We start from the raw sequence: 16,303 nt of genomic DNA, 5'->3' as shown, positions 1-16,303 counted from the left end.
TCCTGCCTGACGGTCGGCGGAACGCGTCCGCCTGCGGTGGTGGTCCGGTCCGCGAGCCCGCGCGCACCGGAGGGATGGGCGTTGTCCTGGTCAGCCGGCGGCGGCCTGCTCCCAGTCACCGGCCGCGCCGTCGGCGACGACCAGGCGGATCGGTGGGCCGTCCTGAGGCAGGCTCAGGGCCGGTGCCGCGACGGCGGCGGCGATCACCCGCGCATCGTGGCCCGCGCTGAACCGCCCCTCCGTGCCGAACTCGCCCCAGGCGTGGTTCGCCCAGTGCGCCAGGTGGGGTTCGCCCGCCAAGTGGTCCATCCAGAACGGCTCGTCGACGACCGCCACACAGGCCAGGCCGTCGTAGTGGCGCGCCTCCTCCAGCTCCGCCCGCCAGTCCAGCCGGTCGGGGCAGATCCGCACCGCGGCGCCGCGCCGCAGCACCTGGGGCGGCCGGACCGGCGGATGCGGCGGGCGGGAGCCGACGACCAGCAGCACCCGCTGGCTGCCGGGCCGCCACAGGTGGCGCCAGCCGGAGAGCTCGCGGGGTATGTGCTCCAGCCCCGTGGCGAAGTCGTGCCGCAGCGGACTGGGGCGCCAGGACGCCAGAGCCTGCGCCGCGTCCGGCGCGGCCGACATGCCCACACGGTGCACGACGGGGTCGTTCTCGCCGGCCCGGTGCAGCGGGTCGTGGTCGCGGTAGCCGATCAGGCCCACCCGCAGGGTGTCCTCGGTGCCGACCGCGTCCTGTACGGCGGTGACGACGGCCGCCGCTTCCTGGAGCCGCTCCTCGACGGCGGTGCCCCCGTCGCCCTGGGGTCCGGCGATCTCCACGGCGACCATGAGGTCGAGCGGACGGGGCCGGGGGAGCTGCCGCGGGGTGGCGGCAGCGAGGTGGGCCCAAGGGGTGGGCTCGGGGCTGTGGTGTCCGGCGTGCCGCAGTTCCACGTGCTGGTGTCCGTGCAGCGCGTAGGACAGCGTGGCGCGGGAGCCGGGCGGGAGTTGGAGCCGGTCGACCCGCAGGGGCTGCCACCGGGAGGGCGGTTCGTCGTGGCCGGCCGTGACGACGGCTGCGACGCTCTCGCCGCCGGTCACGTCGTACGGCGCGGCGGTGACCGGGACGTGCACCACGGGACCGGCGGTACGGCCGTCCGCGCGGCTGCCCGCCGGGAACAGCGGACGGCGTACCAGGCCGACCGCCCCCGAGCCTCCGTCGACCCGGGCGGCCGCCAGCCAGACGGTGGCGCGCAGCGGAAGCTCGGCCACCAGGTCCTCGGGTGCCATGGGCCAGCCCTCGGCCAGCCGCAGGGACAGCAGCGCGCCCGCCTCCGTCCGTACCGCCTCGGCCGCCCGCTCGACGGGCTCCCAGCCGGTGGCCCGGACAGCGAGCAGCAAGGGGTCCTTCGTGTCGCGGCGACCGGCTCGCACGAAGGCGGCCAGGGCCTCGCGCAGCGCCTTGTCCACACCCGCCGGTGCATGCTGTGCGCCGCCCGCGAGGGTGAACAGGCGGACGGTTCGCTCCTGTGGGAGTACTCCCGCGGCGGGCGCCACCGCCGTCCACGACGACTCGGCGAGCCGTATCAGCTCCGGTACGGCTGCGGACGGCGCGTGCGCGAGCCGGCTCAGCCGCAGGCGCTCGCAACCGACCTCCAGGATGTCCAGCGCCGGGAACAGGCCGGATGCGAAGCGGGTGAGCGCCCATCCGAGGCCCGCCCGGGTCAGCCGGGAGTACTCCTCGGCGCGCACGCCCTGCCAGGCAGATCGCCAGTCGTAGCGGGTGGGCTGGGGGCCCGACCCGGCCACCAGCGCGACCACCTGCTGACCGATGGGCGGTATCGCCTTGGGGGAGTCCCCGCCCCCGTCCTCGCCGCCCGGCCCCGCGGCCAGATGGTCCGCGACGCGCAACGCGGCCCTGAGATCGGCCGCGAGAAAGTTCGCCCCGTGGTTCGACTGCACTGTTCGCACCCCCCGATACGGCCGCCCCGTCGAGGCAGACGGCTGCGACCGCTGTTGCACCTACATCAGGCATGGGTCGGCCCGGACGAGAAGGCGGCCATGACTGAGAGCAGAACCCGGAATCCCCTATCCGGTTGAGGTTTCACATTATCGCCAGTCGGGCGTATGCGACCTATCCTCGTGGACTTTTATTGCCGCATCTGGCGTACGTATCCCGCGATGAAAGAAAGAGACGCTGATCGTATCGATGTGTATTCGAAGTCGATTGTTTCGAGTCCATGAGAAGACTTGATATGACCGAAGGGGGCCGAATCTGATCGAGCGTGGATACGGGTGAGGCGGACGTGGCCGGCGGGCACCCGCCGGACGGAGGGTGCGAGCGGGCGACAGTGACACCTTCTTTGACCAGGTCATGTCGACATTGCGGCCGAGTGGCAGGCCCGCGCCCGTGCCCTGGAGGCGGTCGTCGGCGCCGCTCCTCCCGGAACTCCACCCGTAGTTGCAGGTGCGCGCCCGGGAAATCGCTCACCTGAGCCCTATTCGAAGGGCAGCTCAGTACCCCGGCGTCGAACCGTCCTTACTCGGCCGCTTTGCATATATGCAAGCAATCGGTCGCGAGACGTCGCTTCTATACAGCGACCCGGTATGGCGGCTGATGGACTTCGGGCAGCTTCGGAAATCGCCGGAAAACGCGACCGCCTCGGCGGCCCCGGGCGTCCGTACGCTCAGACGGCGCGTCTGAAGCGGTGAGGGCGTGGGCGGCGGGTCAGGCCGAGGAGAGCATGGAGCGCCTCACCGTTCTCGGCCCAGCGCCTGAGTCTTTCCCGGTCGACCCAGTGGACGCCGTACCGCTCGCCCCATGCCATCGCGTCCCGGGTGAAGGTCCCGTTGGTGACGACGACGGCGTGCCGGCCGCCGTGGGCGGGTCCGGCCGTGCCGTTGACCTTGTACATCACCGAAGCCCCTACCTTGGCGCCGACTTTGGTGTGCTTGGCCTGCACGACGATCCTCCCGAGCAGCGGATGGTCACCGATGACGTCGGCGGCCTGGTCCCCTCGCCCGCCGACCCGGCGTGAGGGCCAGCCGTCACGGACGAGCAGGTCGCGCAGCGCGTACTCGAAAGCGCGGTCGTCCATGGCGTCGAGCCCGGCGAGCGCGAGGCGAAGGGCGGCCAGCCGCCGGGCGTCCTGGCGTTTGCGCAGGGCTGTCTGTCTGACCCGCCACAGGACGGCCGCCGCCGTGAGAACGGCAGCAACCGCCAACACCGGCCAGGCACTCACCACGGCACCCGCGGCAGCGGTGACCACCCGGACGACGGGAACCAGTACGGCGAGCGCCACGACCGCCGCCGAGACGATCTCGGCCGCACCCCGCGGGCGTCGTAGACCCGCTCCCCGCATCAGCGGCCGGCCTGCGAGCTGACGGCCGGCCGCGGTTCGGCCGGGGACGTGCCGGTCGACGCCTCCCCGAAACCGAATAACTGACCCCACAGCCACACACCGGCGCACAGACCGGCGACCGTCCAGCCACTCATGCGCTTGACGCTGCGCGGCCTCGGGTTACGGCGCAGGTGCGCGCGGACGTAGTGAAAACCTTCAGGTGCCTTCGACATGAACTTCCCTCCCTGTCACGGCGACCACGGAGTGGGACCGCCACAGAAATCGGGTGTATCAGCGGGCACTGACACCGCCCGGCGGGTCATCACGGCGCTGGACCGTGGCAGGACACGAACCGGCCACGCACATCAGCCGACGGTCTGGCCGAAGCACACGGCTGCTGTTGTCCCTCCCGTCGGCCCCTCTGCCGTTCGCGGCACGGTCGAAGGGCGGCCTTGGCCTCGGACCTGAACGCACCGCGCCGACAGGCCTCTCACTCGCAAAGGAGTGCGAGCTTTCTGAGTCATCAGCAGATGGCGAAATTCAGCGGTGCGTTCGAGCCGGGTTGCGCGCCGGAGCCGCCCCCAAGCCCCTGTTGTGCCCGCGTTCAAGGTCGAGCGTGGCAACGCGGAAGGGGGCTGGGGCGTCGTGGGCGTGTGGGGGCGTGAGGGTGTACGCCGGTGCCCCCGTGCGCCGACCAGGCGAGTGCATGTGCCGAGGGCCCGTTCGTCGAGCGTGGCCTCGCAGCCGGTGACGGCTACTTTGACGACGGTAGGTGACATTCCATCACTCTCTGGAGTCGACCATGGCTGACCGTGTCGCCGTCTCTCCCTCCTTCTGCGCCGTCGCCCCCAGTCCGGAACTGCGCCGGCGGATGCTGGACGAACTCGACCAAGTACGCGGTGGTCCGGGCGAGCTCACGAATCTGCTCGGGTTCACGAGCACCCCCACGCCCCTGGGCTTCGACGACGGAACGATCTTCCCGCCGGAGGAGTTTCCACCGGGGACGCCCGGCGTCACCATCAGCGCGGCGGCGGCCGAGAGGGCCCCGCTGCGCGGCACCATCAGGGCGGTCGTCATCCTGGTCGACTTCTCGGACAAGCCGATGACGAAGTCGGCGGCGGACCTCGACAAGCTGTTCTTCTCGCTCGGCGCCATGCCGCACGGCAGTGTGCGCGAGTACTACCGCGAGGTCACGAACGGCCTGGTGGACCTCGTCGGCGAGGTGCACGGTCCGTTCCGCATGCCCGAGACCATGGACTTCTACGCGGCAGGCAACTTCGGCATCGGCAGGCCCAGCGGGCCGTTCCGGTCACCGCAGATGGCGAGGTCCGCCGTGCAGGCCGCGGACCCGAGCGTGAACTTCGCGCCGTTCGACAACGACGGGAACGGCTTCGTCGACGCCTTCATCGTGGTGCACGCCGGGCCCGCCGCCGACGAGACCGGCAAGCCGTTCCACATCTGGTCGCACAAGGCGACCCTGCCCGCCGTGCACCAGACCGACGGCACCAGGGTCTTCGGCTATCTGACCATCTCCGAGGACGCGAAGATCGGCGTCTGCGCGCACGAACTCGGCCACCTGCTCTTCGGCTTCCCCGACCTCTACGACACCGACGACAGCTCCGAGGGAGTCGGCTCGTGGTGCCTGATGGGAGCCGGCTCCTGGGGCGGAGGCGGAGACATCCCCACGCACCCGTCCGCCTGGTGCAAGGTCAACCAGGGCTGGGCCACGACCAAGGTCGTCACCACCAGCGGCACCGAGTCCTTCCCGGACGTCAAGGCCAGCCACACCGTCCACCGGCTCTGGAAGAACGGCGCGGGCGGCAGCGAGTACTTCCTCCTGGAGAACCGTCAGCGGACCGGGTACGACGCCTCGCTGCCGGGCGACGGGCTGCTGATCTGGCACATCGACGAGAACCAGCCGAACAACCGGGACGAGAACCACTACAAGGTCGGCCTGGTGCAGGCCGACAACCGACGCAACCTCGAGCTGAACCAGAACCGCGGCGACGACGGCGATCCCTATCCGGGAAGCAGCGGCAACACCACGTTCACCTCCTCCAGCGCGCCCGACTCGAATACCCACGCGGGTGCCGGTTCCTGTGTCTCCGTCACCCGGATCTCGCCGTCGGCGGCGACCATGACGGCCTCCGTGGCGGTCTCCTGCGGAAAGGCCCCGATCAAGGAGATCAAGGAACACAAGGAGATCAAGGAACCCCTCAAGGAGGCGAAGGAGCGGCCCAAGGAGCTGAAGGACCTCAAGGACCTCAAGGAAGGGGAGGTGAAGTCCAAGGAGCCCTTCAAGGAGCGCAAGGACCGGGCCGACCACAAGCCGCCGTTCAAGGAGATCAAGGACGACTTCGACAACCCTCCGCCGCCACCCGTGAGGCCGGGAGCGACAGGTGGTGAGGGTGACCCCACCGCCGACCCCACCGCCGCCATCGCGGACCTTCAGACCCGGCTCGCCGCGCTGGAGGAGGCCCTGGGCGGGGCCGGTGGCACGGGCGAGGCAGCCGAGCCGTTCATCGGCACCGAACTGCGGCCCGACCTGATCGGAGGACCCCAGTACGGAACGGGCGGCGACGAACTGCGCGAAGCCGTCGAGGCCGGCGACGCGCAGGCCAAACGGTCGTACGACAACCTCCCCCAGCAGTGACCGGAACACTGCTGCTCCTGGCCGCTCCCGGCGACGGCGGCGCGGCGGCGGTTGCCCGCGCGCTGTCGGCCCGGGGCGGCCACGGGGGTGTCCTCACCCTCACGCCCGCCGACCTCGCCCGTGCCCGCTGGAGCCACCGGGTGAGCGGCGGGGGAGCGGCGTCCACCCGGATCACCCTGCCCACCGGTCAGGTGCTCGACGACCGGAACATCGGCGCGGTCCTCCACCGCCTGCCGGGCCTGCCGCTCGCCGCGGGCGCCGGACGCGGCCCCCGCGCCAAGGACGCCCTGTACACGCACAGCGAGCGGCAGGCCCTGGTCGCCAGTTGGCTGCTCTCCCTCGCGCCCCGCGTCATCGGCCTGATCAGCGCGTTCGGAACCGCCCACGGAACGGTCTCCCGGACGACGGCCCTCGTCCACGCCGAACAGTGCGGACTGCCGGTGGCCCGGCGGGGCGGGGCGACGCGCGGCGGGCTGGTGGGCCGGCCCGACCCCGGGGAGCGGCACGTGCCGCGCCTGACGTGGCCGGGCGGCGCCGGATCTCCGGTACCGGTCGACGTACTGCCGCAGGCGCCGCCGGGGTACCGCGACAGTCTGCTCGTCGCCGGGGAGCGAGTGGTCGGACCCCGGGCCGACGAGCACGGCGAGCGTTGTCGACGCCTCGCCGAGGTGCTCGGCACACGGCACTTCGAGCTGCGGTTCGCGCCCCGCGCGACGGGGGCCGTCGTGACGGACGTGGATCTGTGCCCGCGCCTGGACGACCCGCCGCACGTCGAGGCCACAGCCTCCTTCATGGTGGCGGTCGCGGGACAACCCACGAGGAGGCCCGAGTGATCCTGTTCTTCGGCCGTACCGACGATCCGCCCCTCACCCGCGCGATCGGTGCCGCACGCGACGCCGGTCTGCGGCACCTGGTGATCGACCAGGCGCGCACCGCCGGGTACGACCTCGTCGTCGGAACGGACGCGCTGGACGCCCGGTTGACCGTCGAGGGGATGCGGGTCCCGCTCGCCGACGTGTCGGCCGTGTACGCCCGCCCGCTCGAGCCGCCGGCCAGCGGGAACCCGGCGGCCCGGGCCCGGGCGGCGGCGTTCCAGGAATGGTTCGTCGGCTGGCTCGACACGGCCCCGGCCGTCGTGGTCAGCCGGCCCCGCGCCATGGAGTCCAACTCCTCCAAGCCGTACCAGGCACAGCTCATCGGACGCTCCGGCTTCGCCGTACCGGAGACGCTGATCAGCGACGACCCCGAGGAGATCCTCGAGTTCCGCGCCCGGCACGGCCGGATCGTCTACAAGTCGGCCAGCGGCATCCGTTCCATCGTCAGGGAGTTCACCGACGCCGACGAGAGCCGTCTCGCCCTCGTCCGCGGGCTCCCGACCCAGTTCCAGACCTATGTGCCGGGCCAGGACGTACGCGTCCACGTCGTCGGCGAGGACACCTACGCCGCGGCCGTCGACAGCGACGCGATCGACTACCGCTACGCCGGGCAGGGCGGGGAGTCCGCCCGCCTCGCCCCGCACGACCTGCCCCCGGACGCGGCCCGGCGCTGCGTGGACCTCGCGGCCTCGCTCGGGCTGCCGCTCGCGGGCATCGACCTGCGCCGCACACCCGACGGCGCGTGGGTGTGCTTCGAGGTCAACCCCATGCCGGCGTACAGCTATTACGAGGCGCACACCGGGCTGCCCATCGCCTCGGCGCTCGTCGCGTACCTCTGCGGCCGCCGGTCCCCGGCTCCCGTGGGGGTGTGAACACATGGTCCAGGCCATCGAGAACCTCACCGCACTCACTCTGCGGCTCCTCAGCCTGACCGGCCATCCGCGGCTGGACGGCTGGGACCTCGCCACCTGCGAGGTACTCGAATCCCTTCCCGTCCCGGGCGTGGCCGACCTGATCACCCCCAACCTGACCGGCTCCGGGCTGAGTCTGGGCATCCGGCGCGAGCTCCTCCAGGGCGCGGAGCTCGGGGCGACCCTCCGTCTGAGGGCGAAGCTGGGCTCCTCGGGCGACATCCTCGCGGAACCCCACCCGGCCACCGGCGACTTCCGTGTGGAGCGGCCCTGACCGGGGCTTCCCGTGGTGCCCTCTTGTCCGTCAACCAGGGCTGTCGTCAGTCGGAGTGAGCAGCTGGCGGCGGCCTTGTGATGGGCGGCCGGATACTCCGCGAGGATTCCGCCGAGCAGTGAGCCGAGCGGGGCCGTACCCATACCGAGGAACGTGATGGTCGCGGCCGCTCGGCCCTGCATCGCGTCAGGAGTGACGGACTGCCGGGCGGCCATGACCGTGACGTTCACCAACTGGCCGCGTGCCACCAGTCGTACGAGGGACGTCTGGTAGGTGGCTCACCGCGTCCGCACCCTAGCCGTCGGCGGCCCGACGCAGAAGGCGGCCTTCAGCGAAGCGGGCAGGCCGAGGCCGTAGTTCGGAGAAGGTGTGTCGGGCGCCTGCTGGAACGGTGCGCGGGCGGATCGTCGCGCGCCTCGCTCGCGCCGGGGCGGGCCCGTCGCGCAGGCGTGTGTGTCGCGTGTCACGCATTTCAGTACCCGCCAGAGTTGCCCAGATCACAGCGCAAATGTCCGTTAAGCGTCCATGCTCGAAACGGACATCGAAGCCCGAAGTGGGGCTTGCCGTCGCTCACTTGGGCACACCGCGCCGAAGCGACCCGTGACAGGCGCCCCCGATCCTCCGCCCGGTTCCCCGTAGAAAGGTGCTGCCCCATGGCCGCATACCTGTGCCCGCCTGCCGTGATACACGGCGAACACACCGTGAAGACCAGCCAGATCGTGGAGGAGGTGCGCGGCCGGCACCCGCATGCGGCGTGGGCGCCACGGATCGACGGCATCGCCGCCAGCACGGGCATCGAGACGCGCGGATGGATGCTGCCGCTTCAGGCCGCCGTCGCGCCCGGAAACGGGAGCGTCCTGCCGGCCGCCGGTGTCGGTCCGGCCCGAGAGGCGCTGGTCGGCGACGGGTTCGGCGAAGGAGACGTGGATCGTGTGATCGCCGCCCTGGAGGCGATACCCGCGCCGCAGACCGTCCAGGAACGCACCGCACCGGCCTGGGCGGCCGTACAGGCCTGCGGGGAACGCGCGGCGCGCGGGGCCCTTCAGATCGCCGGGCTGGACGCCGCGGACGTCGACTGCCTGATCACCAGCCACTCCACCACCCCCGCGCTGCCGGGGCTGGACGTCGCCCTGGCCAACAAGCTCCCGCTGCGCGGCGACGTGATGATGCTGCCGGCGACGCAGTGGGCCTGCATCGCCGGGACCCGCTCCCTGGCACTGGCGGCGGATCTCGTGGCCGCGGACCCGGACAGGGTGGTGCTGGTCGTGATCGCGGAGGCCCTGAGCACGACGTACCAGCCCGCCGACGACACGCTCGAGTCCTTGATCGTCCGGCTGCTGTTCGCGGACACCGCGGTCGCCGCCGTGGTCACGGGCCGCCCGAGGGCCGAGTCGGTGGTGCGGCTGGACGCAGCCTGGCACCACACCGTGCCCGACACCCAGGATCTGCACCGCCTGGAGACACGGGACGACGGCACCCACTTCGTGATGGACCGGCGCGGGCCGCGCGCCGTGCAGGAGACGGTCACCGCGATGTGGGACTGGCTGCGCGCCCGTTACCAGGACGACCCCGACGCGTGGCACCCCGACGTTCTGCTCGCGCACCCCGGCGGGACGCGTGTGCTGGAGTACATGGAGCAGACGATGCCCGACGGGTGGCCGTCCGGGCTGCTGGACTACAGCAGGGACAGCTACACCAGCGGCAACCGCGGAGGCGCCGCCGTGTTCGACATCCTGCGCAGGGCGCACGACGCCGGTCAGGAGGCGGGCAGCCGTGCCGTTCTGTACGCGGCGGCGCCCGGCCTGACGGCCACCGCACTGGAAGGGGAGTGGCTCTAGCGCGAGACCGCGCGCCGTGCCGGCCGTGGCGCTGCCGGGTGAGCGTCCGCCCCCCGGCTCGCCCGCCGTCGCGTCACCGCGCGACCGATGCCCAGACCACCTTGCCGGTGTCCGTCCACCGCACTCCCCACCGGGTGGTGAGCCGGTGGACGACGTGCAGGCCACGGCCGCCGTCGTCGAGGAGTCCCTTGCGGCCCAGCCGCGGCCTGCCGTTGCCGGTGTCGCCCACCTCGCACAGCAGTTCGTGGCCGGCCCTGATCAGCCGTACCGTGACGGGTCCGTCGGCGAAGCGGACCGCGTTGGCGACCAGTTCGCTGACCACCAGCAGCACATGGTCCCGGGTGTCGGCCCTGGTGCGCCACTGCTTCAGCCGCGCGGAGACCAGCGTGCGGGCCCGGGTGGCCGCGTCACCGCGGGCGGGCAGACGCCAGGTCGCGGTGTCCCCCTTGCGGTAGCCGATCATGCGCGCGAGCAGCAGGGTCACATCGTCGCGCTGGTGCACCGGTGCCAGCACGGAGACCAGGTGGCGCGCCGCCTGCGGCAGATCGTCCCAGGGGTGCACCGTCGCCGCGGCGTCCGCGAGCCTGCGGATGCCGTCGTCGATCGACAGGGTGGGGTCCTCCACCAGACCGTCGGTGTAGAGGGCGAGCATCGAGCCCGGGGGCGCGGCGAAGGTGTGCACGTCGAACGGCTCCCGCAGCGCGAACTCGGCACCGAGACCGGGGTGGGGGCTTACGGCGACGGGGTCGGCGGACCCCTCCGGGGTCACCAGGATCGGAGGGAGGTGGCCGGCGCTGGACAGAGCCATTTGATGGCTCACCGGATCGTAGACGGCGATGCAGCAGGTCGATCCGAGCGCGCTGTAACCGGCCGCGAGCCCTGACTCCGCGTCGTCCAGCAGCGACACGGTCTCGTCGAGATGCTCCAGCACCTCGTCGGGCGCCAGCCCGGCGGACAGCAGCGCGCGGGCCTCCATGCTCAGCTGTCCCATGGTCGCCGCGGCCCCCAGGCCGTGCCCGACGACATCCCCGACCACCAGCGCGGTACGGCCGTCCGGCAGCGGAAAGCTGTTCACCCAGTCACCGCCGACGCCCGCGCTGTCGGGGGTGGCGGGCTGGTAGACGCTGGCCGTCTCGATGGTGTCGCCGCTGGACCGCGGCAGCAGCCGACGCTGCAGCGCCAGCACCTGCGTGTGCTCCCGCTGGTGCTGACGGGCCAGGTCCACGTGGTGGGAGGTCCTCGCCACCAACTCCTGGAGGTCGAGCAGCTCGCTGTCGTGGAAGGGGCGCTCCGTCCGCCGCCAGACCTCCGCCACACCCAGCACGACGGGCGGTGTGCCGTCCAGGACCAGCGGTATACACGCCACGCCCGCCGCCCGGTCGCCGGGGACCAGGGCGCGTACCAGCCGCGCGCTGCCCAGTACCCGCAGGATCGCCTCGCGGTCGGGTATGACGATGGCCTGCGCGGCGTCGTCGCGCTGGATCGCCTGCGCCAGCAGGCGGCTCGCGTCGCCGGGAAGATCGTCGCCCGGAGTCACGTAGCCGTCGGGCCACGCCCGCTCCGGCACCAGGGCCGCCCGCCGCAGACGGATGCGGCCCTGCGGCTGCCCGGTGACCACCTCACCCGTCCACACGGCGAAGTCCAGGTCGATGGCGGCCACGTCTCCCCAGGCCAGCAGGGACTCCGCCAGCGACTGCGCGGTCTCGCCGATGTCCAGCGAGGTGCCGATCGCGGTCTCGGCGGCGTACAGGTGCAGCCTTCTGGCCATGGCGATCAGAGTGACGGTCAGGCCCTCCTGGGGCGCCGCGGCGGCCAGGATGCTCATCGAGACCACCAGTTCCGACCCGTCGGCCCGCCGCAGGCGCTGCACCCGGGCGACGTGCGGCTCACCGGTCTCCAGGACCTGCCGCAGCCGCCGGATGACCGTCGGCACGTCCCAGGGAGGCAGGAGATCGACGAGAGGGCTTCCGACCGGGGCCTCCACTCCCGCGAAAACGGGGGCGTCCAGATTGCAGCGCGTGATGCGCAGGTCCCGGTCCAGGTTGACCGCGCCGAGGATCTGCTCGTGACGGGCGGGTGTCGGGTCGGACTCCACGCTTCGGCGCACGGCGCGCTCGCCCCGCGGGTCGACAGACCTGGCGGCCGCTGCCGCCTCGCGGCGCGGGATGTACCGCCCCAAAGCGCGGCTGACCATGTCGAACGGCGACGCGGAGGACGGGGAGGGGGTGGAGTCCATACGGATCTCTCAGCTCGCTCGCCGACCCCGGCGCAGCGCCGGAGCCCTGCCAGAACCCGGGCGCCTGGGTCCCGAGAATCCTGATCGCACACCTCATTCAAACTCACCCCGGGCGGCTTCGCCCACATGAGCGGATCGCACAGTGGGTGCGGAACGTGATCGAGAGTGACGTTCGGTGACGAACGGGGGGCCTGCCCCGGCCTTGACCGGCACCGGTCCTGCGGCGGCGCGGGTGCCGGTGCCGGTGGCCGGGCCGCGGGCTCCACGCCGTACGCCCCCGTCCCTGCCGGGCACGGGGGCGTACCGGCCCGCCGGTCAGGCTGCCGAGTCCTCCGGCACCTCCGTGGACAGCAGTTCCTGGAGCTCGGTCACCGCTTCCCGGAGCCGGTCCGCGAACAGGGCCATCTCCTGGGCCACCGGGCGCGGTGTGCTCAGGTAGAGGTTGAAGCGGTCGGGAAGCAGCACATAGGCGACGCCGATGCACTTGCTGCTGGTCGAGCCGAAACCGAAGAACTGGATGTTGGTTGACGGCGCCGAGCTGGTGCTCAGATAGTCGTCCCGCATCTTCAGCCAGCCCGGCGTCTCGTACAGCGCGGGCGGCTCGTTCACCCCGAGCTCGTCACCGCGCCGCTTCTGGATCAGCAGCAGCTCCCACAGATGCTGCTCGGGCGCCTGCCCCGCCTGGCACTGCTTCGCACGCTCCACATGCTTGACGGCGGCGGCCCGGAACGCCGCCCTGCGGGTCACCGCGTCGGCGGCGGGGTCGTCCATGGCGGCGACGAACCGCAGCACCTCGGGAGTGACGACGCGCATGGCCTCCGTGCGTCCGCGCCGGTACTGCCGCGTGGCGATGGACTCGTACGTGGCGCCCACATGCCCCTTGGCGCGCTGGTGGGCGAGTTGATAGGCCATCTGCACGAACGCGTCCGGGGAGATGCGCAGTTGCTTGGCCCGGTTCCCGCCGAAGTCCTCGAACGACAGGACGGAGGTCGCGGTGTCGGCGGCGTAGGCGGCGAAGGACTCGGCGGCGGCACCGATGTCGGCACGCAGACCGTCGTCGAGGACCAGCTCGACCGGCGCGAGAGCCGGCATGCCCTGGGACAGGGCGCCGGACTGACGCGACTGCTCCTCCGCCGGGGTGCCCAGCAGCGCGTCGACGAAGCTGAGGATGGTGGTCCCGTCGAGACCGCAGTGCTCCACGTTGATGCCCGCCGTGCCGTCCTCGAAGACGATCAGGGACACCGCCTTGTCGAACCACCGGTTGCCGCTGTCGCCGTGGAGCAGATGGTCACAGGCGTCCTGCGTGTTCCGGGGTTCGAAGTCCTCCAGGCACACGCAGAACAGCGCCGACTCGATCTCTTCGAGCGCCTCCGCGTTGGCGGGGTGGTGGGCGAGCAGTTCGTCCCGGCCGGCGGCCCACTCCGCGCGGGCCTTGGTGGTCAGGTGCCCGGCGCAGCTGTCGGAGGGGGCGCGGACCGCACCGGCCTTCATCACCGACTGCAGCCCGGTCACCAGGTCGTCCAGGGTGTGCGGGCGTCCGTCCGGCCCCAGCACGTCCATCCGGAACATGTTGCCGCGGAAGAAGACCATGATGTGGCGAGCCGGCGACGGCCCGGGCCGGGCCTCGGAGTAGGGGGCACGGACGGTGTCCTGGACTCGCCCGGGAATCCGCGTCGTGGAGAAGAGGAACTTGTTCTGCTCCATCGACAGCGGCTGACCCCGCTGGACGACCGGTGGAATGCTCTCCTCGTCCAGCCGCAGCTTGTAGTTGACGGCCGAGGCGATGAGCCCGGCCGCCCGGTCCACCTGCCGCTGGCCGGAGTCCTTGAAGAGGAAGAAGAAGTTCGCGTTGAGGGCGATACGGTCCCGGCGCCCCAGGTACCGGGAGGGCCAGAAGATGTCGAGCCAGCTGTGCACCCCTTCGCCGGCGTTGTATTGCTCCAGGGCCGCGTGGAGTGTGCGACCGGGGCCGTCGGGTCGCAGGAACGAGGCCAACTCCGCCTCGGTCGCCGCAAGTTCCTCTGCGGTCAGCAGTGGCGTACACCAGTCGATGAATCGCTCACAGGTCTCCTCCAGCCCGGGCAGAGGCACCCGTGGCAGATGGTCCTCATGGGCGAAGGTGGTCGTGGCCGGTTCCTGACTGCCGTTCATATGAACCCTCTATCGGTGCCGTGGTGTGGGGTCGGGGGACGTGCGGGAGGGGCATCGGGTGCGGCGACGCGCAGCGGGGCCGGGAGATCTCCCCGACCGGGCTCCCTGTCGCCACGCCGGGTACTACGCGGCGCCGCGCGGCTTCGAGATGTGAAGCTGCGCGTAGAGCCAGCCGTCGGTCTCCAGACCCTGCGGGTCGACTCCGACGGACGACAGTGTGTCGAGGACCAGGGACTGCTCCTCCGGAGATGCGAACCGCCTTTGCGGGAAGACGCCTTCGACACGGACGGTCTCGTATCCCGAGGCGGCCAGGCACTCCTCGACCCGGTGGAACGGGAACATCCGCAGCACGAAGTGCGCCATCCACGGCCTGTGCCCGTCCTGCGCCTCGACGATCCGTGCGACGGTCTTCTCGGTGACGTATCCCATGCAGCCCGTGGAGGTGACGATGTCCGTACCGGCGATCTTCTCGCGCTGGCGCTTCGTGAGGTCGTTCGTCTCCAGATCGGCTCGCACCGCGTCGTCGAGGAATCCTGCGGAGAGCGCGTACGACAGCGCTTCGTGCGAGGTGTCGAGACCGGTGAACCGGACGTTGTTCAGCCGCCGACGGGTACGGACCAGTTCCCGGTCGCGGGTCAGCAGTGCGTCGCGGCTCTCGATGCGGACGTCGTCGTCGCAGTAGCGCTCGTAGAGGTCGTCCATGGACACATCGCACCGCAGCAGAGCCGCGTTGATGCCGTAGGAGCATCCGATGTCCAGGACACGGGGGGTCGGGACGTGCCGCGACTCGCGGTATTCGTCGATGACCTTGACGAAGTAGGGCTTGGCGAGCTGAGGGATGCCGTAACCGAGTTCGCGCAGCGTACCGAAGTAGGCCCTCGGGTCGGGCTGTGTGTAGATGTGATCGAGTTGGACTTTACCGCTGGTGTCGAACTGCACGGGGGCGTACTCCTCTGTGTATTGCAGAGCGGGCGACCGCCTGGTGGTGCGTCAACTGCGTTTGATCGGGGGCTAGTCCAGCAGTTCGTCGACCCGGACCGCGCGGCCCTCGGCTTCGCGGTGCTCGGGCAGCACGCGGCCGAACAGTTGCTGGGTTCGCGCCACGCTGCCGATGACTCCGGCTCGTTCGCTGTATGCGAATATCGCCGAGTGGCGCGCGGTGTCGCCCTGCACGGCGGTGACGCGGTGAAGCGAGTAGCGGCCCTTGAAGAGCTGGAGATCGCCGGGCTGAAGGGCGAGACGGCGGATCATGCGCTCGCCCTTTCCGAGCAGCACGTCCCGGACGTCGTCGAAGTTCTCCGCCTGGGCGGACCTGATGTTGGGGCAGTACTCGAAGACCCCGCCGGCCTGCGACTCCTGGGTGAGCATGCTCACCGTGAACTCGTTCGTGTCGAAGTGCCAGGGGTGTTCCATTCCCTGGGTGACGACATTGAGACACAGCCCGGACAGCGGGTCCGCGAGTTCATGAAGGCGCGGCAGCTCGAAGCAGTCGGCGACGAAGCTCTGGAACCGTTCGCTGGTGTAGAGCTGATGGATGATGGATTCGTGCGGAATCTGGTCCCGCGCCACGAACGCGTTGCCTCGCTGGATGGGGATTCGTCCCGGATGATTCTCCGGCAGCGAGGAATCCACGGCTATGTTGTACGCGTTGACCGTTTCGACCTCATAATGTGCGCGCGGGGCGACTTCCACGCCTTCCCGCCGCAATGCCTCACGCTGGGCGGGGCGAATGAACTGCGGCAGTATGCTGCAGCCAATGGTCTCCAGCTCCTGCCGGGTGCGGGAAACCACGGCCTTCCAGGCGTCGCTGTCCGGCTCCAGCAGGGGGTAGCGATCCGTGTCGACGACCTGCTCGACCGTCCGCACATTCGATGCATCCATCAGGATCCTTTCCACGTGCAAGCTCAGTGCCCCGTGTCGGGACATCCCGGTCAGTTCGGTGATTCTTGTCTTCACCGGCCCATAAAGAGCGAGCGTCATGGTCCGCGCCTCGTGAGACTCGCCGTCGCTCACCGGCGGACCGTCCGCGGCCTTGCCTCCTC

General features: G+C 71.0%; 12 protein-coding genes and 1 pseudogene. 5 read left to right on the top strand and 8 right to left on the bottom strand.

Going from position 1 to position 16,303, the window contains the following annotated elements:
* Positions 1-90 precede the first annotated feature (90 nt).
* From ACZ6SQ_RS24025 to ACZ6SQ_RS24015, 3 genes are all read right to left on the bottom strand, one after another.
* Positions 91-1,944: a hypothetical protein gene (locus ACZ6SQ_RS24025; RefSeq protein WP_469565361.1), complete on the bottom strand. Its 1,854-nt coding sequence runs from the start codon at positions 1,942-1,944 to the stop codon at positions 91-93.
* Between the two features lie 725 nt (positions 1,945-2,669).
* Complete coding sequence (locus ACZ6SQ_RS24020; RefSeq protein WP_469565358.1) at positions 2,670-3,344, bottom strand: restriction endonuclease; 675 nt, start codon at positions 3,342-3,344, stop codon at positions 2,670-2,672.
* The gene (locus tag ACZ6SQ_RS24015; RefSeq protein ID WP_469565355.1) at positions 3,344-3,556 is read right to left on the bottom strand and encodes a hypothetical protein; all 213 of its coding nucleotides are present in this window, start codon (positions 3,554-3,556) and stop codon (positions 3,344-3,346) included. The genes ACZ6SQ_RS24020 and ACZ6SQ_RS24015 overlap by 1 nt, the downstream gene beginning before the upstream one ends.
* Positions 3,557-4,125: 569 nt before the next feature.
* Here ACZ6SQ_RS24015 and ACZ6SQ_RS24010 point away from each other — a divergent pair.
* From ACZ6SQ_RS24010 to ACZ6SQ_RS23995, 4 genes are read left to right on the top strand one after another with little or no spacing between them, the layout of a single operon-like run.
* Positions 4,126-5,976: a M6 family metalloprotease domain-containing protein gene (locus ACZ6SQ_RS24010; RefSeq protein WP_469565354.1), complete on the top strand. Its 1,851-nt coding sequence runs from the start codon at positions 4,126-4,128 to the stop codon at positions 5,974-5,976.
* Positions 5,973-6,809 carry a hypothetical protein gene (locus ACZ6SQ_RS24005; RefSeq protein WP_469565352.1) on the top strand — a complete coding sequence of 279 codons (837 nt, stop codon included), beginning with the start codon at positions 5,973-5,975 and terminating at the stop codon, positions 6,807-6,809. The genes ACZ6SQ_RS24010 and ACZ6SQ_RS24005 overlap by 4 nt, the downstream gene beginning before the upstream one ends.
* Positions 6,806-7,723 carry an ATP-grasp domain-containing protein gene (locus tag ACZ6SQ_RS24000; RefSeq protein WP_469565350.1) on the top strand — a complete coding sequence of 306 codons (918 nt, stop codon included), beginning with the start codon at positions 6,806-6,808 and terminating at the stop codon, positions 7,721-7,723. Before ACZ6SQ_RS24005 ends, ACZ6SQ_RS24000 begins: the two co-directional genes overlap by 4 nt.
* Before the next feature lie 4 nt (positions 7,724-7,727).
* The gene (locus ACZ6SQ_RS23995) at positions 7,728-8,036 is read left to right on the top strand and encodes a hypothetical protein (protein WP_469565348.1); all 309 of its coding nucleotides are present in this window, start codon (positions 7,728-7,730) and stop codon (positions 8,034-8,036) included.
* Positions 8,037-8,131: 95 nt separating this feature from the next.
* Here the strand turns inward: ACZ6SQ_RS23995 and ACZ6SQ_RS23990 are convergent.
* Positions 8,132-8,272 (bottom strand): annotated as a pseudogene (locus tag ACZ6SQ_RS23990) (MFS transporter); the annotation flags it as partial.
* Positions 8,273-8,689: 417 nt separating this feature from the next.
* Between ACZ6SQ_RS23990 and ACZ6SQ_RS23985 the strand changes: the two are divergent.
* Positions 8,690-9,874, top strand: coding sequence for a beta-ketoacyl-[acyl-carrier-protein] synthase family protein (locus ACZ6SQ_RS23985; RefSeq protein WP_469565347.1), 1,185 nt, complete (start codon positions 8,690-8,692; stop codon positions 9,872-9,874).
* Between the two features lie 73 nt (positions 9,875-9,947).
* Here ACZ6SQ_RS23985 and ACZ6SQ_RS23980 read toward each other — a convergent pair whose 3' ends face one another.
* From ACZ6SQ_RS23980 to ACZ6SQ_RS23965, 4 genes are all read right to left on the bottom strand, one after another.
* The gene (locus tag ACZ6SQ_RS23980) at positions 9,948-12,110 is read right to left on the bottom strand and encodes an ATP-binding SpoIIE family protein phosphatase (RefSeq protein WP_469565345.1); all 2,163 of its coding nucleotides are present in this window, start codon (positions 12,108-12,110) and stop codon (positions 9,948-9,950) included.
* A 315-nt stretch (positions 12,111-12,425) separates the two neighbouring features.
* A complete protein-coding gene (locus ACZ6SQ_RS23975) occupies positions 12,426-14,261 on the bottom strand; it encodes a choline/carnitine O-acyltransferase (protein WP_469565343.1) in 1,836 nt (611 codons plus the stop codon).
* A gap of 123 nt (positions 14,262-14,384) precedes the next feature.
* Positions 14,385-15,200, bottom strand: coding sequence for a class I SAM-dependent methyltransferase (locus tag ACZ6SQ_RS23970; RefSeq protein WP_469565341.1), 816 nt, complete (start codon positions 15,198-15,200; stop codon positions 14,385-14,387).
* A 72-nt stretch (positions 15,201-15,272) separates the two neighbouring features.
* Entirely contained in the window at positions 15,273-16,274 is a 1,002-nt protein-coding gene (locus ACZ6SQ_RS23965) for a HalD/BesD family halogenase (RefSeq protein WP_469565339.1), read from the bottom strand.
* Positions 16,275-16,303 lie beyond the last annotated feature (29 nt).

The sequence above is a fragment of the Streptomyces sp. NPDC048600 genome (assembly GCF_055587025.1).
This window is presented reverse-complemented; position numbering and strand designations above follow the sequence as displayed.